The organism is Nissabacter archeti (genome assembly GCF_018257325.1).
GTDB lineage: Bacteria > Pseudomonadota > Gammaproteobacteria > Enterobacterales > Enterobacteriaceae > Chimaeribacter > Chimaeribacter arupi.
This window is the reverse complement of record NZ_JAERKB010000003.1, coordinates 288,131-309,828: the sequence shown is the minus strand read 5'-3', so window position 1 is coordinate 309,828 and position 21,698 is coordinate 288,131. Positions and strand designations below refer to the sequence as shown.

Below are 21,698 nucleotides of genomic sequence, written 5' to 3'. Positions count from 1 at the left end.
GGAGAACTGACGCAATGACCCGTAAACATTCTGCGCTGCGTGACCCGGCGCTGCTGCGCGCTGCCCTGCCGGACGCCCTGAAGAAACTCGACCCGCGCACCCAGTGGCGCAACCCGGTGATGTTCGTGGTGTGGCTCGGCAGTGTGCTGACCACGCTTATCTGGCTCGAAGGGCTGGTGAACCAGCGCGGTGACAGCGCCTTTACCGGCGGCATCGCCCTGTGGCTCTGGTTTACCGTGCTGTTCGCCAACCTGGCGGAAGCGCTGGCTGAAGGGCGCAGCAAGGCCCAGGCCGCCAGCCTGAAAGGGGTGAAAAAGAGTAACTGGGCGAAAAAACTCAGTGCCCCGCAACCGGATGCCGCCCAGGAGAGAGTCACCGCCGAAAGCCTGCGCAAAGGCGACTGGGTGCTGGTGGAAGCCGGCGATACCATCCCGTGTGACGGCGAAGTGCTGGAGGGCGGTGCCTCGGTGGATGAGAGCGCCATCACCGGTGAGTCTGCCCCGGTGATCCGTGAGTCAGGCGGGGATTTCGCCTCCGTGACCGGCGGCACACGGCTGCTCTCAGACTGGCTGGTGATCACCTGTAGCGCCAACCCCGGCGATACCTTCCTTGACCGGATGATCGCGATGGTGGAAGGGGCGAAACGGCGCAAAACGCCCAACGAGATCGCCCTGACCATTTTGCTGATTGCGCTGACGATTGTGTTCCTGCTGGCGACAGCCACCCTCTACCCGTTCTCCGTGTTCAGCGTGATGGCCGGGCAAGCCGGGACGCCTATCACCGTCACGGTGCTGGTGGCGCTGCTGGTCTGCCTGATCCCGACCACCATCGGCGGGCTGCTGTCCGCGATTGGCGTGGCCGGGATGAGCCGGATGCTGGGCGCGAATGTGATCGCCACCAGCGGCCGCGCGGTGGAAGCCGCCGGGGATGTGGATGTGCTGCTGCTCGACAAAACCGGCACCATCACCCTCGGCAACCGCCAGGCCTCGGATTTCCTGCCGGCACCGGGCGTGAGCGAGCAGGATCTGGCGGACGCGGCGCAACTCGCCTCGCTGGCGGATGAGACGCCGGAAGGGCGCAGCATCGTGGTGCTGGCGAAACAGCGCTTTAACCTGCGCGAGCGCTCACTCGCCACCCTGAACGCCAGCTTTGTGCCCTTCTCCGCCCAGACGCGGATGAGCGGCGTGAATATCGGCGAACGCTCGGTGCGCAAAGGCGCGGTGGACGCCATCCGCCGCCATGTCGAGGCCAACGGCGGCAGCTTCCCGACAGCGGTCAACACGCTGGTGGAGGGCGTGGCGCGCCAGGGCGGCACGCCGCTGGTGGTGGCGGACGGCAACCAGGTGCTCGGCGTGGTGGCGCTGAAAGACATCGTAAAAGGCGGCATCCGCGAGCGTTTCGCCCAGTTGCGCAAAATGGGCATCAAAACCGTGATGATCACCGGTGATAACCCGCTGACCGCCGCGGCGATTGCCGCCGAAGCCGGGGTGGATGATTTTCTCTCCGAGGCCACGCCGGAAGCCAAGCTGGCGCTGATCCGCCAGTATCAGGCTGAAGGCCGGCTGGTGGCGATGACCGGCGACGGCACCAACGACGCCCCGGCGCTGGCGCAGGCTGATGTGGCGGTGGCGATGAACTCCGGCACCCAGGCGGCGAAAGAGGCAGGCAACATGGTAGACCTCGACTCCAACCCCACCAAACTGATCGAAGTGGTGCACATCGGCAAACAGATGCTGATGACGCGCGGCTCGCTGACCACCTTCAGCATCGCCAACGATGTGGCGAAATATTTCGCCATCATCCCGGCCGCGTTTGCCGCCACTTACCCGCAGCTCAACGCGCTGAACGTGATGCACCTGCACTCACCTGCGTCCGCCATTATGTCGGCGGTGATTTTCAACGCGCTGGTGATTGTGTTTTTAATCCCGCTGGCGTTGAAGGGCGTGCACTACAGCGCGATGGGCGCGGCGGCGCTGCTGCGGCGCAACCTGTGGATCTACGGGCTGGGCGGGCTGCTGGTGCCGTTTGCCGGCATCAAACTGATTGACCTGCTGCTGACCCTGCTGGGCATGGCGTAAATAAGGAGAGTTCCGATGATGATGTTACGCCCGATGATTGTGGTATTACTGCTGCTCAGTGTGCTGACCGGCATCGCTTACCCGCTGCTGACCAATGCGCTGTCCGCGTTGCTGTTCAATGCGCAGGCCAACGGCTCGTTGCTCTACCGTGACCAACAGGCGGTGGGGTCTTCGCTGATTGGCCAGAATTTTACCCGCGGTGACTATTTCTGGGGCCGCCCTTCCGCCACCTCCCCGACGCCTTATGCTACGCTGGCGTCGGCGGGCAGTAACCTGGCGGGCAGTAACCCGGCGCTGGATCAGGCGGTGGCGGCACGCATCACCGCATTACGCGCCGCCAACCCGGAAAGCCCGGCCCGCGTGCCGGTGGAGCTGGTGACGGCTTCCGGCAGCGGGCTGGACCCGCAGATCTCCCCAGCAGCGGCGCGCTGGCAGATCCCGCGTATTGCCCGTGCGCGCGGGGTCCCGGCGGAGACGCTGGAAACCCTGATCGCCGCGCATACTGAGACCCCGTTCCCGGCGTTTATCGGCGCGCCGGGGGTGAATGTGCTGCAACTGAACCGCGCCCTGGATGCGCTCAACAAGGATAAGTCATAGTGAATGAGGTGCCTGCGCGCCCCGACCCGGATGCCCTGCTGGCGCTGGCCAATGCCCGCCCGCGCGGCCAGCTGAAAATTTTCTTTGGTGCCTGCGCCGGGGTGGGGAAAACCTACGCCATGTTGCAGGAGGCGCAGCGGCTGCACGCCGCCGGGCTGGATGTGCTGATAGGCGTCGTGGAAACCCACGGCCGCCGGGAGACCGAAGCGCTGCTGGCGGGCATCCCGGTGCTGCCGCTGCGGCGCATTACCCACCGGGGCCGCCCGCTGCCGGAATTTGACCTGGATGCCGCACTGGCACGCCGCCCGGCGCTGATCCTGATGGATGAGCTGGCGCACAGCAACGTCGACGGCTCCCGCCACCCGAAACGCTGGCAGGACGTTGACGAGCTGCTGAACGCCGGGATCGATGTGCTGACCACGGTGAACGTGCAGCATCTGGAGAGCCTGAACGACGTGGTCGGCGGGGTGACCGGCATCCGCGTGCGGGAAACGGTGCCCGATCAGGTGTTCGATCAGGCCACCGAAGTGGTGCTGGTGGATCTGCCGCCGGATGACCTGCGGCGGCGGCTGAAGGAGGGCAAAGTCTACCTGCCCGGCCAGGCCGAGCGGGCGATTGAGCACTTTTTCCGTAAAGGTAACCTGATTGCGCTGCGTGAACTGGCGCTGCGTCGCACCGCAGACCGGGTGGACGGCCAGATGCGCGAGCTGCGGCAAGGGCCGGAGAGCGAGGCCCTGCGCCATGCGCGGGATGCGCTGCTGGTGTGCATCGGCCCCGGCGGCGGCCAGGAGAAGCTGGTGCGGGTGGCCGCCAGGCTGGCGGCGCGCCTCGGCTGTGACTGGCACGCGGTCTATGCCGAAACGCCGCGCCTGCACCGGCTGCCGGAGGCGCGGCGGCGGGCCATTCTACAGGCGCTGAAACTGGCGCAGGCACTGGGCGCGGAGACGGCGACCCTGGCCGATCCCCAGCCGGAACAGGCGCTGCTGCGCTATGCACGCCAGCACAGCCTGGGCAAAATTGTCGCCGGGCGGCCGCCGACGCCCCGCCGCTGGCGGCGCAGTTTTGGCGAACGGCTGGCGCGGCTTGCCCCGGATGCCGATCTGCTGCTGGTGCCGCTGGCCGACGCGCCCTTCCCGCCCACCGCCCCGGACCCGCGCCCGCTGGCCGGGCGCTGGCGGCGGCAGTGGCAGGGCTGCGGGCTGGCGGTGGCGCTCTGCGCGCTGATCACGCTGGCGGCGCACTGGCTGCTGCCCGGTTTCGACCCCTCCAATCTGGTGATGCTCTACCTGCTCGGTGTGGTGGTGGTGGCGCTGTTCTTTGGCCGCTGGCCGTCCGCGCTGGCGGCGCTGCTGAATGTGGTCTGTTTTGATCTGTTTTTCGTGCAGCCGCGCGGCTCGCTGGCGGTGACGGATGTGCAGTATCTGGTGACTTTTGCAGTGATGCTGATTGTCGGGCTGGTGATCGGCAACCTCACCGCCGGGGTGCGCTACCAGGCGCGGGTGGCGCGTTACCGCGAACAGCGTACCCGGCATTTGTATGAGATTTCCACCGCGCTCAGCCAGGCGCTGACCCCGGAAGAGGTGGCGCGCACCGGCTGCCGCGTGGTGGCCAGCGGCTTCCCGGCGCGGGTCAGCGTGTTCCTGCCGGACGATCAGGGCGTGTTGCAGCCTTTCAGTGAAGAGGGGGCCGCGCCCGGCCCGATCGACCCGGCCATCGCCCGCTGGAGTTTTGACACCCACGCCCCGGCGGGTGCCGGCACCGACACCCTGCCCGGCGTGCCTTATCAGTTGCTGCCGCTGGCGACGGCCCGCCGGACATTTGGCCTGCTGGCAGTGGAGCCTACCAGCCCGCGCCAGTTGCTGGTGCCGGAACAGCAACGGCTGTTGCAGACCTTCACCGTGCTGCTGGCCAATGCGCTGGAGCGGCTGCATCTGGCGGCTGAAACCGAGCGGGCGCGGGTGGACGCGGAGCGCGAGCAGTTGCGCAATTCGCTGCTGGCCGCCCTCTCCCACGATCTGCGCACGCCGTTGACGGTGCTGTTCGGGCAGGCAGAGATTCTGACGCTGGATCTGGCGGCGGCGCACTCCCCGCACGCGCCGCAGGCCAGCCAGATCCGCCAGCAGGTGTTGAGCACCACCCGGCTGGTGAATAATCTTCTGGATATGGCGCGCATCCAGTCGGGCGGTTTCCAGTTGCGCAAAGAGTGGCAATCCCTGGAGGAGCTGGTGGGCAGCGCGCTGCGCTCGCTGGAGCCGTTCCTCGACAGCCACCGGCTGGTGCTGAACCTGCCGCCGGCGCTGGTGCTGGTGGAGTGCGATGCCGGGCTGATTGAGCGGGTGCTGGTCAATCTGCTGGAGAACGCCCACAAGTACGCCGGGCCGGGTGCCACGCTCGGCATCAGCGCGGATGTGCAGCCGGAGATGCTGGCGGTCACGGTATGGGATGACGGCCCCGGCATTCCGCCCGGCAGTGAACAGCTGATCTTCGATAAGTTCGCCCGCGGGCATAAAGAGTCAGCAATTCCCGGCGTCGGTTTGGGGTTGGCGATTTGCCGTGCCATTATGTCGCTTCATGGCGGTGATATTCAGGCCGCAAACCGGCCTGAAGGCGGCGCAGCGTTCTGTTTCCGGCTGCCGCTCGCCCCACCGCCGCACCTTGAAATGGATGCCGACGAGGAGAACTGACCCTGAACCCGGTGCAGATTCTGATAGTAGAAGATGAGAAAGAGATCCGCCGCTTTGTGCGTACCGCGCTGGAGGCAGAAGGCTGGCGCGTGCATGACGCCGCCACGTTGCAACGGGGGCTGATCGAGGCCGCGACCCGCAAGCCGGATCTGATCATTCTGGATCTTGGCTTGCCGGACGGCGACGGGCTGGATTTTATCCGGGATCTGCGCCACTGGAGTGCGATCCCGGTGATCGTGCTGTCAGCCCGCAGTGAGGAGGAAGATAAGATCGCCGCGCTGGATGCCGGGGCGGATGATTACCTCAGCAAGCCGTTTGGCGTCGGGGAGTTGCTGGCACGGGTGCGCGCCTCGCTGCGCCGCCACGGCAACAACAACGGCGGCGAAAGCCCGCTGGTGACGTTTTCAGACGTGACGGTGGATTTGCTGAACCGGCAGGTGACGCGGCAAGGCGAGCCGGTGCACCTGACGCCGATTGAGTTCCGGCTGCTGGCAGAACTCCTGGCGAACCGGGGAAAAGTGCTGACCCAGCGCCAGTTGCTGAGCCGGGTGTGGGGGCCGAACGCGGTGGAACACAACCACTATCTGCGCATCTATATGGGCCATTTGCGCCAGAAACTGGAAGCCGACCCCACCCGGCCGCAACATCTGCTGACCGAAACCGGCGTCGGCTACCGTTTTATCAGTTAACCCCGCGTGGCGGGTAACCGCCCACGCGTGCGGCCATCAATAGAAGTCCTGAACCGCCAGTTCCGACTGGGCAAGCCAGACCGGTTTATTGCTGGTTTTTTGCCAGACGCGGTGCAGGTAACTGTAAAAACGGGCGCGATCGCGGCGCAACAGCATCACCGGCAGGGCCAGAACGCCGACCACCAGCACGGCCAGGCGGCGCAAGAAAATTTGGTAGCGGGGAAACGCGGTATAGATGGACATGGCTATCTTCCTCAGCAGTAAAGTTACGCAGGTAAACAGTCACGCTGTTTATGTAAGTTAGTATAAATATTACTCTGCGTGATGTAATTTTACCACTCATCCGACCACTATTTTTCGCGTTTTTTACCTTATCCTACCTTATTTCTGTCATTAAGTTACAAGAGTGTTAAGAATTAACTAACCATTAGTTAATTTACGGTTATTCCGGCTGGTCTTCCGGCTGATCCTCTGCGGCATCTTGTGGGGCCAGCGTCAGCGTAATGGCCGCGACGGCGGTTTGCAGTGCCTGGTTAACCTCAGCGATCTGCGCGGGGGTCAGGTCAGTGCGCATCATGTTGCTGCGCAGGACGTGCTTCAGCTGTTTCATGGTGCCGCTGATCCCTTCTGCCAGGTTGCCTTCGCGGTTCTGCGTTACCTGCGCCAGCCGGGCAAAAATGACATCTACTGCCATCTGATGCTGTGCCAGCTCTGCTTCCCCGGCGGCAGTCAGGCGGTAACTTTTACGGCCATTGCCGGTCGGCACCGCTTCCAGTAACTCCTGCTCTTCCAGCAGCGTCAGCGTCGGGTAGATCACGCCGGGGCTGGGCACGTACAGGCCGGACGAGGCCTCTTCAATCGCTTTGATCAGCTCATAACCGTGGCTCGGTTTTTTCGCCACCAGTGCCAGCAGCACCCGCTTCAGGTCACCATGTTCAAACAGACGGTGCAGTCTTTCACCCTGGCCGCCACGGCGCCCGCCGCGCTCACCGTGGTGATGCGCATGGTGCCCGCCACGGCGGATCAGGTTATAGACTTTGTCGCGACGGCGGCCGCCGGCTTTGCGGGGGGTAATGTGGTCATTAATCATTGTTCACTCCACTCGTTTTAGATATATCGATTTGTTTTCGATATATCTAAAATAGACGCTGCGCAGAAGGCAGGCAAGATCTTTTTGCGAATTCGATATATCTATTTTGCGGGCATAAAAAAAGCGCTGTGTTCACAGCGCTTTTTCAGCAAGTCGGGAAGGTGTCGCGATTATTTGGCGTTCGCCAGCACTTCACTGACGATATCCACCGCTTCTTTCTCGATCTTCTCGCGGTGCTCAGCACCCAGGAAGCTCTCGCAGTAGATTTTGTACGCCTCTTCGGTGCCGGACGGGCGTGCGGCAAACCAGCCGTTGTCGGTCATCACTTTCAGGCCGCCGATCGCCGCGTTGTTGCCCGGTGCGGCAGTCAGGCGCGCGGTGATTTTGTCACCGGCCAGTTGGTCAGCCTTCACCTGCTCCGGGGAGAGCTTGGAGAGCGCGGCTTTCTGCGCATGGCTGGCCGGTGCCTGGATACGGTTGTAGCTCGGCGCGCCGAAACGCTGTGCCAGCTCATCGTAATGCGCCTGCGGGTTTTTACCGGTCACGGCGGTGATTTCCGCGGCCAGCAGGCACATGATGATGCCGTCTTTGTCAGTGGACCACGGGGTGCCGTCGAAGCGCAGGAACGAGGCCCCGGCGCTCTCTTCGCCGCCGAACCCGAAGCTGCCGTCATACAGGCCGTCCACGAACCATTTGAAGCCGACCGGCACTTCCACCAGCTTGCGGCCCAGGTCGGCCACTACGCGGTCGATCATCGCGCTGGACACCAGCGTTTTGCCGACGGCCACATCCTGGCCCCACTGCGGGCGGTGCTGGAACAGGTACTGGATGGCCACTGCCAGATAGTGGTTCGGGTTCATCAGCCCTTTCGGGGTGACGATGCCGTGGCGGTCATAGTCCGGGTCGTTGGCGAAGGCCAGATCGAACTTGTCACGCAGCGCCAGCAGGCCGGCCATCGCGGACTCGGAGGAGCAGTCCATGCGGATGATGCCGTCGTGGTCGAGGTGCATGAAGCGGAAGGTCTGGTCGACTTCATCATTCACCAGCGTCAGGTCGAGCTTGTAGTGCTCGGCGATGCGCTGCCAGTAGGCGATGCCGGAGCCGCCGAGCGGGTCAACGCCCAGCTTCAGGCCCGCACGCTGGATGGCCGGCATATCGATGATGGAGGTCAGCCCCTCAATGTACGGCTGCACCAGATCTTTCTCGTGCAGGTGGCCGCTCTGCCGGGCTTTGTCCAGCGACTGGCGCTGCACGCCGTTCAGGTTGTCGGCCAGCAGCGCATTGGCGCGCTTTTCGATGACCGAGGTCAGGTTGGTGTCAGCCGGGCCGCCGTTCGGCGGGTTGTATTTGATGCCGCCATCTTCCGGCGGGTTGTGGGACGGCGTGATCACAATGCCGTCTGCCTGGGCGCCGCCGTTCTGGTTGTGCACCAGAATCGCATTGGAGACCGCAGGCGTCGGGGTGAAGCCGTTATCCTGCTGGACAATCACGTCCACGCCGTTGGCGGTCAGCACTTCCAGCACAGAGATGAAGGCCGGCTCTGAGAGCGCGTGCGTATCCTTACCCACGTAGCATGGCCCGGTTGTGCCCTGCTGTTTGCGCACTTCGGCAATCGCCTGGGCGATGGCCAGAATGTGTGCCTCGTTAAAGCTGTGACGCCCGGCGCTGCCGCGGTGCCCGGAGGTGCCGAACTTCACCGCATGCGCAGTGTTGCCCGGCTCCGGACGCAATACATAATATTGCGACGTCAACTGTGCCACATTAATCAAATCGCTCTGCTGAGCAGGTTGCCCTGCACGTGGATGATTAGCCACCGGCACTTCTCCCTTTCGCTAAATTAAATGGTGCCGCAAACTTTGTCAGTCAGTTCCACCGGGAACTGCATCGCCTGCATGATGGTTTCAATCATGCTGCGTTTACGGCCGGTATTGGTGTTGGTGATGACCCAGTACGGTGTGCCCGGAACAGGTTTGGGCTTGGTGTGGTTACCGCCCTGGAGCAGGGTTTGCTCGTCGCCGGCAAAGTAGGTGCGCGTGCGGCCGTGCAAGGTTTCCGTCGCCGCCGCGAATTCCTGCGGCGCCAGGCTATATAAGGTCGACAACACCAGCATAAAGCGGTTCACAGCCTTGTTCTGCTCGGCGTACTCATCCGACAGCAGCAGTTCACGCATCGCCCGGACTTTGTCACGCGGCTGTTGCGCGGCGGCCGGGGCCGTCACGGAAGGCGCGGCCGGGGCAACCGGCGCGGCCTGCGGCTCAGCGCGGGCCTGCATCGACTGGGCAACGGCGGCCGGGGCCGCACGCACGGCCTGCTGGCCGGGGGTGAACTTCAGCATACGACGCAGAATGTCGGACGCGCTCTCACCGATATGCTGGGTATGGCTCGCGATATAACGATAGAGCTCTTCGTCAACCTCAATAGTTTTCATCTTTATCCAGTACTGTTTTTCTACTTAATTCAATCGAAAAGAGTATACAAGCTAATCCGGTTTCGCGAACAGGTTCCTGCGGCCTCAGCCAAAAATGCAGACTATTACCTAAACGCGCTGCCCGGCAGGCGCTTCGTCATCTCTCAATCACGGGGAAGATCCAGATTTATATCTCATGATAACCTAAGGAGATTGTCTCTCAGTATGAACTTTGCCATGAAATTGAATTATCGCTTACAAACCGACCATTCACCGGCCGGTGCGCTGCCGGTGGTGCTGATTCACGGGCTGTTCGGCAGCCTGGATAACCTTGGCGTGCTGGCGCGCGACCTGCGTGACCGCCACCCGGTGGTGCAGGTGGATATGCGCAACCACGGGCTGTCACCGCGGGCGCCGGGCATGACCTACCCGGAGATGGCGGCGGATTTGAAGGAGTTGCTCGACGATCTGGCGATTGAGCGGGCGATTGTTATCGGCCACTCGATGGGCGGCAAAGCGGCGATGGCGCTGACGGCCGTGGCCGGGGAGAAAATTGAGAAACTGGTGGTGATTGACGTCGCGCCGGTGGATTACCAGACCCGCCGCCACGATGAGATTTTTGCCGCGATCCGCGCCGTCACGGAGGCCGGGGCAACAGTGCGCAGCGCCGCCGCCGGCATCATGCGGGATTATCTGGACGAAGAGGGTGTGATCCAGTTCCTGCTGAAATCGTTCCATGAGGGCGAATGGCGCTTCAACGTGCCGGTGCTGTGGGACCAGTACGCGCACATCACCGGCTGGGAGCCGGTGCCTGCCTGGCCGCACCCGGCGCTGTTCATCCGCGGTGGTCACTCCCCCTATGTTCAGGAGAGCTACCGCGAAGAGATTGCGCGCCAGTTCCCGCAGGCGCGCGCCCATGTGGTGGCCGGTACCGGCCACTGGGTGCATGCCGAGAAACCCGAGGCCGTGCTGCGTGCCATTAACCGGTTCCTCGGCGAGGCGTAACCGCTAGTTCAGGGCGTCGTCCGGCCAGTATTTGTAGCCGTACAGCATCGCCTGGGCGGAGAGGCCGTTGTCGGTGAGCTGATAGATGCTGATGCCGGACACCCCCTGCTCCGCTGCGGCCTGGGTGCTCAGCGTGCGGCTGGGGGTGGCGCCGCCCTTGTCTTTATATTTGGCAGAGGCATGGGTGTCTGCGCTCAGCATCAGGCCATGTTCGATGAAATCGCTCAGGCTTTTCGCTGTCGGGAACACCATCAGAAAGCGGATCTGGTTGACCCCCAGCCCTACCCCGGTTCCCGCCTGCGCCACCCGCATGTAGGTCTCTTTGCCGCTGTGGTTGTCATGCACCACGCCGTACCCGTTTCCGATCCCGACCACCATGATTTTATTGCTTTGCAGGGCAAACACCCCGTAACCCGCCGCCTTTTTCAGCGCCTGCTCTGCTGCCGGGTAACGGGTACACACCTCTTTCAACGTGGTTTGCTGCATGGCGTGAATCGAACGGCGCTGCTGCGCCGGGTTATCGCCCTGGGCACCACAGCCGCTCAGCATGACAGCAAAAATAATCCAGACAAATGATTTAAAATTAATTATATCAAACATTTATGGTTAATCCTGACCGATAAACCGCGCATTTTGTCAGGTTTTTACCCTGAAAGCGCCGGTCAAAGCGGCTTACCGCACAAAATGAAAAATGGGCTGAAACGCCAACAGATGAACCAGGACAGGCAGTTAGGCATTGTTCCGGCGGCGCGGGCTGGGGTATTATGGCGCGCTATTGTTTTGCCGCCGTCCGCGCTGCTGCGCAACGGGGTAATGTGGGTTAAGGTTGATTGACCTGAACGTATATTCACCGAGCCATCCGGCTGCGCTGGCGCAGGCAGATGTTTATCCCTTAGTTGTACCGCTACCTATATGGCAAAAGAACAAACGGATCGCACTACGCTGGATCTGTTCGCAGATGACCGTCGTCCCGGCCGCCCCAAAACCAACCCGCTTTCCCGTGATGAACAGCTGAGAATCAATAAGCGGAATCAATTACGGCGCGATAAAGTCCGCGGTTTGCGGCGGGTGGAATTGAAGATTAATGCGGACGCGGTGGATGCGCTCAACAAGCTTGCTGAGCAGCAGAACATCAGCCGCAGCGAACTGATTGAACAAATGTTGCTGGAACAGTTGCGCAAACAACAGGCTGAATCCTGACGGCCTGCTGTTTGCGCCCTGCCCCTCCCCCAGACCGGTGGTGAACCCAGTTCACCACCGGTTTTGTTTTAGGGCGTCCTCAGATTAGAACGTTTCCCAGTTGTCCTGGCCGGACGCCGGGGTGCGTGCGCTGACGACCGCCACGCTTTTCACCGGGGCCGCAGCCACGGCCGGGGTGCGCACTGCGCCGTCCCGCAGGGTAAAGGTGGCCACTGTCTGGTTCAGCACGGCCGCCTGCTCTTCCAGCGACAAGGCTGCCTGCGACGCCTGCTCCACCAGCGCGGCGTTCTGCTGCGTCACGCTGTCCATTTCTGTCACCGCCAGGGCCACCTGGCTGATGCCTTTGCTCTGCTCGTCTGACGCAGAGGCGATTTCGCCCATGATGTCCGTAACGTGGGTGATGGACTGCACGATGTCGCCCATCGTCTGGCCTGCGCTGGCCACCAGTTTGGACCCGCTGTCCACCCGGCTTACCGATTCGCTGATCAGGTTTTCAATCTCTTTCGCCGCCTGCGCGCTGCGCTGTGCCAGGTTGCGCACTTCGCTCGCGACCACCGCAAAGCCGCGGCCCTGCTCACCGGCCCGCGCGGCTTCTACCGCGGCGTTCAGTGCCAGGATGTTGGTCTGGAAGGCGATGCTGTTGATCACGGTGGTGATTTCAGCAATTTTCTTCGAGCTGCCGGAGATTTCCTGCATGGTGCGGACCACATCGGCCACAATCTGCCCGCCTTTCTGGGCGGTGACGGAGGCGGTGCTGGCCAGCTGGCTGGCGTGGTGCGCGTTGTCGGCGTTGTGTTTCACCGTGGCGGTCAGCTGCTCCATGCTGGCGGCCGTCTCTTCCAGCGCCGAGGCTTGTTCTTCGGTACGGGAGGAGAGATCGTTGTTGCCGGCAGAGATTTCAGACGCCCCCTGATAGATGTTGTCGGTACAGGAGCGGATCGCCAGCACGGTTTTCGCCAGGCTGTTTTGCATATCACGCAGCAGCGGGATCAACCTGCCGACGCAGTTGCTGCCGAAATCATGCAGCTCTTTGCCGAGATCGCCGTTGGCAATCGCCGCGAACTGCCCGCGCAGGGTGTCCAGCGGTTTCACGACAGCCATCACCAGGTAACGGTCAGTGGCAATCAGCAACAGGATGCCGAAGGTCAGCGCCGCGATCAGGATCACTTTGCTGGTGGAGGCGATGCTGTGGAAATCCGCCTTGGAAGCGTCAATCTTCGCCGTGGCCTGTTTGGTATACCGGGCGTTGGAAGCGGAGAACTGGCGGCTCAGGGCCGGCACCGTCACTTTGGACAGCTGGCGGTAGCTTGCCATGTCGCCCCGTTTGGCGGCCTGATAGAGCGGGTTGACACCCTGCTCGATCAGCGCTTCCCAGTCATCCGTCACCTGTTTGACGGTGTCCGGCTCAATGCTGGCATTACCGATCTTTTTAAATTCACTGTATGCGCCTTGCAGGTTCGCCAGCGCCTTGGCCACGGAATCGAAATCCGGGTTCGGCTCATTGGAGGCAACGCTGTCGACGGCACGCGCCAGGCGGGTTACGGTACGGAAATACTGGTCGTTGCCGTGGTTAATCAGGTCAATATTCTGTACCAGCAGCGCACTGGCCTCGGTTGTGTCAGTGAGTTTATTCAGAGAGATGACGGTATAGGCCGCAACCCCGCCCCACAGGACGCAAAATATCCCCAGCACCCACAACAGGGCGGCACGGATGGTGATGTTTTTTAAAAACTGCACATTTCCTCTCTCGAAACAGGATGTTTCAGGCTGAACAACGTGGATCCGGGTACTCGCTCCCTGATACAAGGTTGGTATGGCGGAACCGGGGTTCCTGCCAGATAAAATGAGGATGATCCCCCCTCATGTGTCTGATATCGGCAGACCGGAAGCAACGTTTAGCCTTGGAGGAAAATATTCACGCAGGGAAATTACCTGCGGCCCGCTGCGGGAGGTCAGGCGCTTGATATCACAATGAAGTTACTTTCAGCACACAAAGGCGATAACACCTCTGTTTTTTGGCCGATAGAATATTTCACCATTCTGTCTGCCGGTGAGGGTTGCCGGCACCGGCAAGTGCAGGCCGGACGGCGTGATGATGTTCACCCGGCGGTGACTTTGCTATCATCAGCAGCATCAGCGCCTGTCAGTGGCAGGTTTACTTATTAAGAACAAGAGGTTAGAGAAGCATATGGCCGTAGTGGGAATCTTCTTCGGGTCCGATACCGGAAACACGGAAAACATCGCCAAAATGATCCAGAAGCAACTGGGCAACGATGTTGCCGAGGTGCACGACATCGCCAAAAGCAGCAAGGAAGATCTGGAAAAGTTCGACATCCTGCTGCTGGGCATCCCGACCTGGTACTACGGCGAAGCGCAGTGTGACTGGGATGATTTCTTCCCGACGCTGGAAGAGATCGATTTCGAAGGCAAACTGGTGGCCCTGTTTGGCTGCGGTGACCAGGAAGATTACGCCGAGTATTTCTGTGATGCGATGGGCACCGTGCGTGACATCATTGAACCGCGCGGCGCGGTACTGGTCGGCCATTGGCCAACCGAAGGCTACCATTTCGAAGCCTCCAAAGGGCTGGCCGATGACACCCACTTTATCGGCCTGGCCATTGACGAAGACCGTCAGCCGGAACTGACCAACGAACGCGTTGACGCGTGGGTCAAGCAGATTACCCAGGAGCTGAGCCTGGCGGAAATCCTCGGTTAATACCCCCGGCCCCGGCGGTTGATTTTCAACCAAAAGGGCCCTGTTTCCCCTGCCCGGCACCGAAATATTGGCTACAAGTTTGTAACTTTATCCAGTATCGGGGTACACTGGGCCCCGCGTATTTCCTATCCATCAACGTGTTGCAAAAGTAGCCCGCAACCCGCACAACGCAAGCAGGCGGCGTTTTCATTTTGAGCGGCTCAGTTCTATAATGAGACGCAACTAAAACCTTTGCGCCGACCGATGTCATAGGCTGTATGCCTAAACGTGAATAGCATAGTAACAGGACAGAATCCGCATGACTGACAACAACACCGCATTAAAAAAGGCCGGCCTGAAAGTCACGCTTCCGCGACTCAAGATCCTGGAAGTGTTACAAGATCCGACCTGCCACCACGTCAGTGCGGAAGATCTTTATAAGAAGTTGATCGACATGGGCGAAGAGATTGGCCTGGCCACGGTATACCGCGTGCTGAACCAATTTGATGACGCCGGCATTGTCACCCGCCACAATTTTGAAGGCGGTAAGTCAGTGTTCGAACTGACTCAGCAGCACCACCACGATCACCTGATCTGCCTGGATTGCGGAAAAGTGATCGAGTTCAGCGATGAATCCATTGAGATTCGTCAGCGTGAAATTGCCAAGAAACACGGCATTAAGCTGACCAACCATAGCCTCTACCTCTATGGTCATTGTGAAGCGGGCGATTGCCGCGAAAACGAAGGATTGCACGAGAAGTAATCGCTGCCTGGGGCACCCGGTGCCCTTTTGCCGTTGCAGCCGAAAAACCGCATTGATGCGGTTTTTTTTCGCCCTTTTTCCGGCGGCCCCGCCCTGTGGCGATAAAAAAGCCCCGGTTTGCCGGGGCCATAATATTGCGCTGCACTGTCGCGTTATGCGGCGTTACGTCAGAGCCCGACCTGCTCGCTGCGCCCGCTGCGTTTGCCGTCCGGGCTGAGGGTACGCACCCAGACGCCTTTTTCCACGCCCGGTTTGGCCTCTGCCCGGTATGTCTGCCAATTTACGCCGTCCTGTGAATACTGGATGGTGAGGCCCGGCAGTGACACATTGGCGTCAAGCTTACCGTTTACGATGCGTGCGCCGGGTACCGGCAGGCGATAGGCGACGCCGTGACGATCCAGCTTCGCGATCTCGCGCTGCCCCATCAGGTTGGCGAAACGCTGCCAGTCCGCCGCCAGCTTATCGCGGTTAACCCAATGGGTTTTGCCGCCCTGGTACTCCCGCCCGGCTTTGTACGGCAGTTCCCAGTCTGCACGGTGCCAGGCGCGCTCGGCCAGCACCATCAGGCGCGGATAGATACGGTATTCCAGGTCACTGTCGGTGCGGATGGTTTCGCTCCAGGCCTGCCCGGACATGCCGTGCGCGCCCGGCCACGGGGCATCGCCGCGGGCGGTAAAGGCGTTGCCGTCACGGTCAACGGAGGTTTCGGCGTTCTGCGGCAGGTTGTCCGGCGCGAAGCTGAAGATCTTGGCCTCATCGCTGGCGCGCGTGGCCCAGTAGTAGCCCGGCTCACGCGCGCTGACCTCATAGGGTTTGTCAAAGTAGAGGTAATCCGGGTTGGAGAGCGTAATTTCATACCCTTTGGCTGCCCATTCCCCGGCGCTCTGCGCACCGCCCCAGTAGAGGGTGTCCCAGAAATTGACCCCCACCCGCGACGTGGCGAAAGCGCGGGCATCTTTCGCATCTTTCAGGCCATCCTGCCAGGCCTGCATCCGGTCAATGCCGCGCGCCTTGACCAGCTTGCTGACCTCTACGGCAAAATAGCTGGAGAGGTGATCAAACGCCGCCACTTTCCCGGATTTCACCAGCGCCTGACAGACAGTGGATTTTGACCACGGCTGATCCTCTTTACTCAGGTCGATGGCCCCTTTCGCCGGGTCTGCCGGGGCATTCAGGTCCTGATACCCCGGCCCAAGGCGGATGTTTTTCGCCTCATCCCCGCCAAAGTGCCAGGTGGTGAGCGGTTGCCCCGCTTCCTGGTGCATCGCAGCAATTTCGCTTACCACTTTATCCACAAAGCGCAACGACGACGGCAGGCACGGGTTGAGGTAACTGCGGCGATCGTAATACTGCACGGAGGTGGTATTGGAGGTGTCCGTCGGGTCGAGCAACCGGTAAGCCCCCGCCTCTTCAGGTTTACCGGCCTGTTGCAGCCGCTGGTAGCGCGCCTCCATGGAGACAATCGCCGCCCTGGCGTGGGCAGGCATGTCTATCTCCGGGATGACGTTAATCTGCCGTGCCTGCGCATACTTCACAATCTCGATATAGTCCGCCCGGCTGAAATAGCCGCTGCCGTTATTGTCGCTGTAGGGGCCGGAGCCGAGTTGCGGCAACAGGCAACGCGTCTCCGTCAGGTCATGGCAGCGTTTGCTGCCGATCTCTGTCAGCTCCGGCAAACCAGGGATCTCAATGCGCCAGCCTTCATCATCCGTCAGGTGGAACTGGAAAGTGTTGAGCTTATAGGCGGCCATCTCATCCAGCAGCCGCAATACCGCGGCTTTGCTGTGGAAGTTGCGGCCGACGTCCACGTGCATACCGCGGTAAGGGAAGCGCGGTGCGTCCGCGGCGGTCAGTTGGGCGATGCGTTTTTCGCCCTCCACCGGCACCAGCGACAGCAGCGACTGCACACCATAGAAGACGCCGCTGTGATCAAAGCCCACCACGTCCACCCCACCCTCACCAATGGTCAGCCGGTAAGCGCCTGCCACCGCCAGTTTGCCGCTGAAGGCCGTACTGTCGATGCGGGTGCGGAGCGGGTAGCCGCCGGGCTGCGCCGGCAGGCCCAGCAGCGCCATACGCGCGCGTAACGCCTGTTGCGACGGCACCGGCAGCGCCGCCAGGTCAGCCGCCAGCCCGTTATTCAGCAGCACATCGCCTTTGTTGATCTTCACCTGTAACGGCGTCGGGATAATCTGCCCGCGCAGCGAGGCGGCGGCCATCGGCGCGACATCACGGTTTTTCACAAAGCGGGTATCCGGGGTCATCGCAATATTGTTATCTTCCGGTGCGCGCTTCAGGTTCGCCGGGGTGATCTCGCCGACAAACTGCGAGACGTCTTCGGTATCGGTATTACGGATGATTTTCGGTTCGGCATCGTCAGCGGTGACATACCAGCGCGGCATAATGTCGCTGTTGGCGACCTGCCAGTACTCGACCACCATCGGAATGGCCGTGCGGCCGCCGGCCGGGAAGCCTTTGAAGGCCGCTGTCGGCGTCAGGCGGTGCAGGTCGCCGGTCAGGCGGGTGACGGAAAACTGCGGATCGGTGACTTGCAGCACCTGCCGGATGCTGTGGAAGTAGATTGCCCAGTTGTGGTCATTCACCGCCTCGCCGGGGTTGGTCAGCGTCAGCGTCACGGTGTTGCAGGAGGCCCAGTCCGCCCCCAGGGCGCGGCAATCCGTGCCGTGGCGGTTGGCCTGGTTGTCCTCTATCTGATAATTCAGAGTGAAACGGCTGATGTCATCGACCGTTTGCTGGCTCGCCTGTGCCGGTGCGGCGACCATCAGCGAGGCCACCGTGGCCGCCAGGGTGGTACGTAAGAAATGTGTTTTCATGCTGAACCTCATCCATTAGCGGGCAGGCATGTCGCCCGGCAGGGCATTCATGCCACAGCCGCGCGGTTAAAATACGGTGAACGGTGCGATCACCATAAATTTGATGTCTTTTTCGTCCTGGAAAATGTTGCCGTAGCCGCCACTCCAGCTCGGCAGGTTTGAGTGGTTGTTGTATTGGGTGTAATGCAGCTTGATCTGGGTATCTTTCGCGCGGCCATCCTGCACGGTGTAGACCGCATCCAGGCTCCAGGCGCTCTCTTTCAACCGCTGGCTCTGGTCATACACCGGGTTGGTGCTGGGGCGGGCGTCCCAGGCGTAGACGTAGGAGCCGCCCACCGACAGCCCCGGCAGTTGCCATTTTTTCAGGTCAACCATCACCCCGGCGTACAGCGCTTTTTCGCCGTTGGCGTTGAAGTCTGAGCGGTTATCCCACCAGATATCCAACCGGCCGTTTGAGGTGGCGTACGTCGGCGTCATACGTTGCAGGAAGTAGCCCTGGTTCCCTTCCGCTTTTACCCTGGTGCCCTCCAGCCGCCAGGTCGCCGGGCCGGTGTCATAACCGAATGTCAGCCCTTGTAACCACGCCAGCCCGTCATACAGGCTGTTGGGATCGTTTTTATCGCCGAGGCGATCTTCCGCACCGTAAAACTGGTAGCTGGTGGTGAGCGGGCTGCCGGCAATATCGATCTTGTAAGATCCTTTCAGGAAGTATTGATCGACATAGCCTTCCGCCTGCCCATAGGCCGCCTCCAGGATGAAATCGTTTTTGAAATCATATTTGGCCCCGATGGAGTGCAGGTAATCCACCGGGGTTTGCTGATCCGCCTGACGGAAACCGTCAGTCTCCAGATGCCAGGGCGCTTTGTATTCATCCGCCCACATGTAGGAGAAGCTCAGTTCACCGGCCTGCTGGAAATCCCGGCTGTACCCCGCTTCAATGCCGCGATAGGTGCCCGGCATAAAACTCCAGTGCGGGGCCAGCAGCGTCTGCCCTTTTGGCTGGATATAACCGGCCTGCGCCCAGGCCCCGTGGGATTTGAACTTGGCGGCCGCCCGGTAAATACTGACGCCGCTTTTGTCACCGCTGTAATCCTCTTCATAAGCGCGGTTGCTGGTTGAAAACGCGATTTCGTTGGGGTGCCCGCTGGCGCTGCTTTCTGCCAGCTCAACGGCGGTGAAGGCGGCCAAATCCAGGCCGAACATGTCCCAGGCGTAGCCGGAACTGAAATCGAGGTTAAAATTGGCCGTCGCGTGTGACAGGTTAGTGGCGTAGCGATCGTAATCAGGGTTGTTGAGGGTAGTGACCGAGCCATCCGGCTGGGTGACGGTCTTTGTCGGGCTGAGATCTTTGCGGTCGCGTTCACGTTGCCAGTAATAGAGGCCGCCGGACAGGGTTGAATCATCGATAAACCCTGCCGCGCTCACCGCCGGAGCATATCCCCCGGCACTGCCCGCCATCAGGCCGGCGATCACGATTGTCGGCCCCCTGCGCTGTCTGGTTGGCGTTACCATAGCAATTCCTCTTTGACAAAAAATAGATAAACCGGCTGAAAATCAACCGGTAAACAGGCCGTAATGTGGCTTGTCTGAAGCGTTCAGACAGGTGTTAATCTATTTTTCGCATCGCGAATTATCAATGCAGTTTATGAGGGAATGTGTAGGTTTATGACAGGCGGCACAAAAACAGTGCCAATGCACGCTGCGCCTGAAATGGCTTATCACTTCAACAATATAGGTGGGATTGGAGATATAGTTCAGGGTAATGGATAAGGGGAAAACAGGCTCACTGAGAAATGTGATCTCACGGGGAAACGGGCATTCCCTGCCGCTTAATTTCTGATGAAAATAATGTCAGGTAAAAAAAAGCGCGGCTGACGCCACGCTTTTCAGACACAGGGTTACCCGTCAGGCAGTGGCTTTCGCCGCCCAGGTATCACGCAGGCCCACAGTGCGGTTAAACACCAGGTGCTCCGCGCTGGAGTAACGGCTGTCGGCGCAGAAGTAGCCTTCACGCTCGAACTGATACGCCACTTCCGGTTGTGCTGTCGCCAGTGACGGCTCAACAAACCCGTGGGCAATCACCAGGGATTCCGGGTTAATGGTGGAGAGGAAATCCTCCGCCAGGCCTGGGTTCGGCTCATTGAACAGGCGGTCATAGAGACGGAATTCTGCCGGAACCGCGTGCGCCGCGGAGACCCAGTGGATCACGCCTTTCACTTTGCGGCCGTCTGCCGGGTCTTTGCTCAGGGTTTCCGGGTCATAGCTGCAGAAGATCGTGGTGACATTACCTTGTGCATCTTTCTCAATGTGTTCCGCTTTAATCACATAGGCGTTACGCAGGCGCACTTCTTTGCCCAGCACCAGGCGCTTGTACTGTTTGTTGGCTTCTTCGCGGAAATCAGCCTGATCGATGTAGATTTCACGGCTGAACGGCACGTCGCGGTTGCCCATCTCCGGTTTATTCGGATGGTTCGGCATGGTGACGTTCACTTCGGTGCCGGCGTCAAAGTTTTCAATGATCACTTTCACCGGGTTAATGACGGCCATCGCACGCGGCGCGTCTTCGTTCAGCTCGTCACGGATGCAGGATTCCAGCGCCATCATCTCGACGTTGTTGGTCTGCTTGGTGACGCCGATACGGCGGCAGAACTCACGCACTGCGGCGGCCGTGTAACCCCGGCGGCGCAGGCCGGAGATGGTCGGCATCCGCGGGTCGTCCCACCCTTCCACGATATTCTCCGTCACCAGCAGGTTCAGCTTACGCTTGGACATGATGGCGTACTCAAGGTTGAGACGCGAGAACTCGTACTGACGCGGGTGGCAAGGGATGGTGATGTTGTCCAGCACCCAGTCATACAGGCGGCGGTTGTCCTGGAATTCCAGGGTACACAGCGAGTGCGTAATGCCTTCCAGCGCATCGGAAATGCAGTGGGTAAAGTCATACATCGGGTAGATGCACCACTTTTTGCCGGTCTGGTGGTGTTCTGCAAATTTAATGCGGTACAGCACCGGGTCGCGCATCACGATGAACGGCGAGGCCATGTCAATTTTGGCACGCAGGCAGGCTTTGCCTTCCGCGAAACCGCCGTTGCGCATCTTCTCAAACAGCGCCATGTTCTCTTCGACGCTGCGGTCGCGGTACGGGCTGTTTTTGCCCGGCGACGTCAGGGTGCCGCGGTATTCACGGATTTCATCCGGTGAGAGTTCATCCACATAGGCCAGACCCTTGCCGATCAGCTCCACCGCATAGGCGTGCAGCTGGTCAAAATAGTCAGAGGAGTAACGCACCGCGCCGCTCCACTCAAAGCCCAGCCATTGCACGTCACGCTTGATGGATTCCACAAACTCGATGTCTTCTTTGACCGGGTTGGTGTCATCAAACCGCAGGTTGCATTGGCCCTGATAATCTTTCGCAATGCCAAAGTTCAGGCAGATCGACTTGGCGTGGCCGATATGCAGATAGCCGTTCGGCTCAGGCGGAAAACGGGTATGCACAGTGTTGTGTTTACCGGATGCCAGATCTTCGTCAATAATCTGACGAATAAAATTTGTTGGGCGGGCTTCAGCCTCACTCATCTCTTCATTCCTCTATGCGAAAGCACTACTGATAACCGCTTATGTTCCAACAAGCCACGCTGGGACACAACCGTTTGTTG

The 21,698-nt window shown here is 60.7% G+C and carries 17 protein-coding genes; 8 read left to right on the top strand and 9 right to left on the bottom strand.

From position 1 onward, the window contains the following. Nucleotides 1-14 precede the first annotated feature (14 nt). The 4 genes from kdpB to kdpE are packed head-to-tail and all read left to right on the top strand — an operon-like array spanning nt 15 to nt 6,048. Complete coding sequence (gene kdpB / locus JK232_RS05865; protein WP_101834216.1) at nt 15-2,078, top strand: potassium-transporting ATPase subunit KdpB; 2,064 nt, start codon at nt 15-17, stop codon at nt 2,076-2,078. Between the two features lie 15 nt (nt 2,079-2,093). Next, a complete protein-coding gene (gene kdpC / locus JK232_RS05860; RefSeq protein WP_072926887.1) occupies nt 2,094-2,675 on the top strand; it encodes a potassium-transporting ATPase subunit KdpC in 582 nt (193 codons plus the stop codon). Continuing rightward, nucleotides 2,672-5,359, top strand: coding sequence for a two-component system sensor histidine kinase KdpD (gene kdpD / locus JK232_RS05855; RefSeq protein ID WP_072926272.1), 2,688 nt, complete (start codon nt 2,672-2,674; stop codon nt 5,357-5,359). The genes kdpC and kdpD overlap by 4 nt, the downstream gene beginning before the upstream one ends. 2 nt (nt 5,360-5,361) lie before the next feature. After that, nucleotides 5,362-6,048, top strand: a complete 687-nt coding sequence (gene kdpE / locus JK232_RS05850) for a two-component system response regulator KdpE (RefSeq protein WP_394853977.1) — start codon at nt 5,362-5,364, stop codon at nt 6,046-6,048. Nucleotides 6,049-6,084: 36 nt separating this feature from the next. On the opposite strand, the gene JK232_RS05845 is transcribed toward kdpE, so the two are convergent. The 4 genes from JK232_RS05845 to seqA all read right to left on the bottom strand — a co-directional run bounded on the left by JK232_RS05845 (nt 6,085) and on the right by seqA (nt 9,566). Further along, entirely contained in the window at nt 6,085-6,291 is a 207-nt protein-coding gene (locus JK232_RS05845) for a YbfA family protein (RefSeq protein WP_072926276.1), read from the bottom strand. A 199-nt stretch (nt 6,292-6,490) separates the two neighbouring features. Next, a complete protein-coding gene (locus tag JK232_RS05840; RefSeq protein ID WP_101827855.1) occupies nt 6,491-7,138 on the bottom strand; it encodes a PadR family transcriptional regulator in 648 nt (215 codons plus the stop codon). Nucleotides 7,139-7,308: 170 nt separating this feature from the next. Further along, nucleotides 7,309-8,952 (bottom strand): phosphoglucomutase (alpha-D-glucose-1,6-bisphosphate-dependent), encoded by a 1,644-nt coding sequence (pgm, locus tag JK232_RS05835; protein ID WP_101827898.1) that lies wholly within the window; start codon nt 8,950-8,952, stop codon nt 7,309-7,311. A 23-nt stretch (nt 8,953-8,975) separates the two neighbouring features. Beyond that, a complete protein-coding gene (seqA, locus tag JK232_RS05830; protein WP_072926279.1) occupies nt 8,976-9,566 on the bottom strand; it encodes a replication initiation negative regulator SeqA in 591 nt (196 codons plus the stop codon). A 204-nt stretch (nt 9,567-9,770) separates the two neighbouring features. Between seqA and ybfF the strand changes: the two genes are divergently transcribed. Further along, complete coding sequence (ybfF, locus tag JK232_RS05825) at nt 9,771-10,550, top strand: esterase (RefSeq protein ID WP_101827856.1); 780 nt, start codon at nt 9,771-9,773, stop codon at nt 10,548-10,550. A 3-nt stretch (nt 10,551-10,553) separates the two neighbouring features. Here the strand turns inward: ybfF and JK232_RS05820 are convergent, their stop codons facing one another. Then, entirely contained in the window at nt 10,554-11,150 is a 597-nt protein-coding gene (locus tag JK232_RS05820) for a lipid-binding SYLF domain-containing protein (protein WP_101857586.1), read from the bottom strand. Nucleotides 11,151-11,462: 312 nt separating this feature from the next. Here JK232_RS05820 and ybfE point away from each other — a divergent pair, with 312 nt between their 5' ends. Next, nucleotides 11,463-11,750, top strand: a complete 288-nt coding sequence (gene ybfE / locus JK232_RS05815) for a LexA regulated protein (protein WP_072926284.1) — start codon at nt 11,463-11,465, stop codon at nt 11,748-11,750. Nucleotides 11,751-11,834: 84 nt separating this feature from the next. On the opposite strand, the gene JK232_RS05810 is transcribed toward ybfE, so the two are convergent. Then, nucleotides 11,835-13,487, bottom strand: coding sequence for a methyl-accepting chemotaxis protein (locus JK232_RS05810; protein ID WP_072926285.1), 1,653 nt, complete (start codon nt 13,485-13,487; stop codon nt 11,835-11,837). A 451-nt stretch (nt 13,488-13,938) separates the two neighbouring features. Here JK232_RS05810 and fldA point away from each other — a divergent pair, with 451 nt between their 5' ends. Both fldA and fur read left to right on the top strand, forming a co-directional pair. After that, the gene (gene fldA, locus JK232_RS05805; RefSeq protein ID WP_072926287.1) at nt 13,939-14,466 is read left to right on the top strand and encodes a flavodoxin FldA; all 528 of its coding nucleotides are present in this window, start codon (nt 13,939-13,941) and stop codon (nt 14,464-14,466) included. A gap of 298 nt (nt 14,467-14,764) precedes the next feature. After that, entirely contained in the window at nt 14,765-15,208 is a 444-nt protein-coding gene (gene fur / locus JK232_RS05800) for a ferric iron uptake transcriptional regulator (protein ID WP_072926289.1), read from the top strand. Nucleotides 15,209-15,375: 167 nt separating this feature from the next. Here fur and JK232_RS05795 read toward each other — a convergent pair whose 3' ends face one another. The 3 genes from JK232_RS05795 to glnS form a co-directional block, all read right to left on the bottom strand. Then, nucleotides 15,376-18,042 carry a beta-N-acetylhexosaminidase gene (locus tag JK232_RS05795; RefSeq protein WP_101827858.1) on the bottom strand — a complete coding sequence of 889 codons (2,667 nt, stop codon included), beginning with the start codon at nt 18,040-18,042 and terminating at the stop codon, nt 15,376-15,378. 66 nt (nt 18,043-18,108) lie between these two features. After that, a complete protein-coding gene (gene chiP, locus JK232_RS05790; protein ID WP_212588925.1) occupies nt 18,109-19,554 on the bottom strand; it encodes a chitoporin ChiP in 1,446 nt (481 codons plus the stop codon). Nucleotides 19,555-19,947: 393 nt separating this feature from the next. Next, entirely contained in the window at nt 19,948-21,618 is a 1,671-nt protein-coding gene (gene glnS, locus JK232_RS05785) for a glutamine--tRNA ligase (RefSeq protein WP_212588924.1), read from the bottom strand. Nucleotides 21,619-21,698 lie beyond the last annotated feature (80 nt).

Excerpts from the sequence above, each read along its gene's own strand:
- JK232_RS05845 (WP_072926276.1), bottom strand. The coding sequence starts at position 6,291 with ATGTCCATCTATACCGCGTTTCCCCGCTACCAAATTTTCTTGCGCCGC.
- ybfF (WP_101827856.1), top strand. The coding sequence starts at position 9,771 with ATGAACTTTGCCATGAAATTGAATTATCGCTTACAAACCGACCATTCA.
- kdpC (WP_072926887.1), top strand. The coding sequence starts at position 2,094 with ATGATGATGTTACGCCCGATGATTGTGGTATTACTGCTGCTCAGTGTG.
- glnS (WP_212588924.1), bottom strand. The coding sequence starts at position 21,618 with ATGAGTGAGGCTGAAGCCCGCCCAACAAATTTTATTCGTCAGATTATT.
- fur (WP_072926289.1), top strand. The coding sequence starts at position 14,765 with ATGACTGACAACAACACCGCATTAAAAAAGGCCGGCCTGAAAGTCACG.
- fldA (WP_072926287.1), top strand. The coding sequence starts at position 13,939 with ATGGCCGTAGTGGGAATCTTCTTCGGGTCCGATACCGGAAACACGGAA.
- JK232_RS05820 (WP_101857586.1), bottom strand. The coding sequence starts at position 11,150 with ATGTTTGATATAATTAATTTTAAATCATTTGTCTGGATTATTTTTGCT.
- chiP (WP_212588925.1), bottom strand. The coding sequence starts at position 19,554 with ATGGTAACGCCAACCAGACAGCGCAGGGGGCCGACAATCGTGATCGCC.
- kdpB (WP_101834216.1), top strand. The coding sequence starts at position 15 with ATGACCCGTAAACATTCTGCGCTGCGTGACCCGGCGCTGCTGCGCGCT.
- JK232_RS05795 (WP_101827858.1), bottom strand. The coding sequence starts at position 18,042 with ATGAAAACACATTTCTTACGTACCACCCTGGCGGCCACGGTGGCCTCG.
- ybfE (WP_072926284.1), top strand. The coding sequence starts at position 11,463 with ATGGCAAAAGAACAAACGGATCGCACTACGCTGGATCTGTTCGCAGAT.
- JK232_RS05840 (WP_101827855.1), bottom strand. The coding sequence starts at position 7,138 with ATGATTAATGACCACATTACCCCCCGCAAAGCCGGCGGCCGCCGTCGC.
- seqA (WP_072926279.1), bottom strand. The coding sequence starts at position 9,566 with ATGAAAACTATTGAGGTTGACGAAGAGCTCTATCGTTATATCGCGAGC.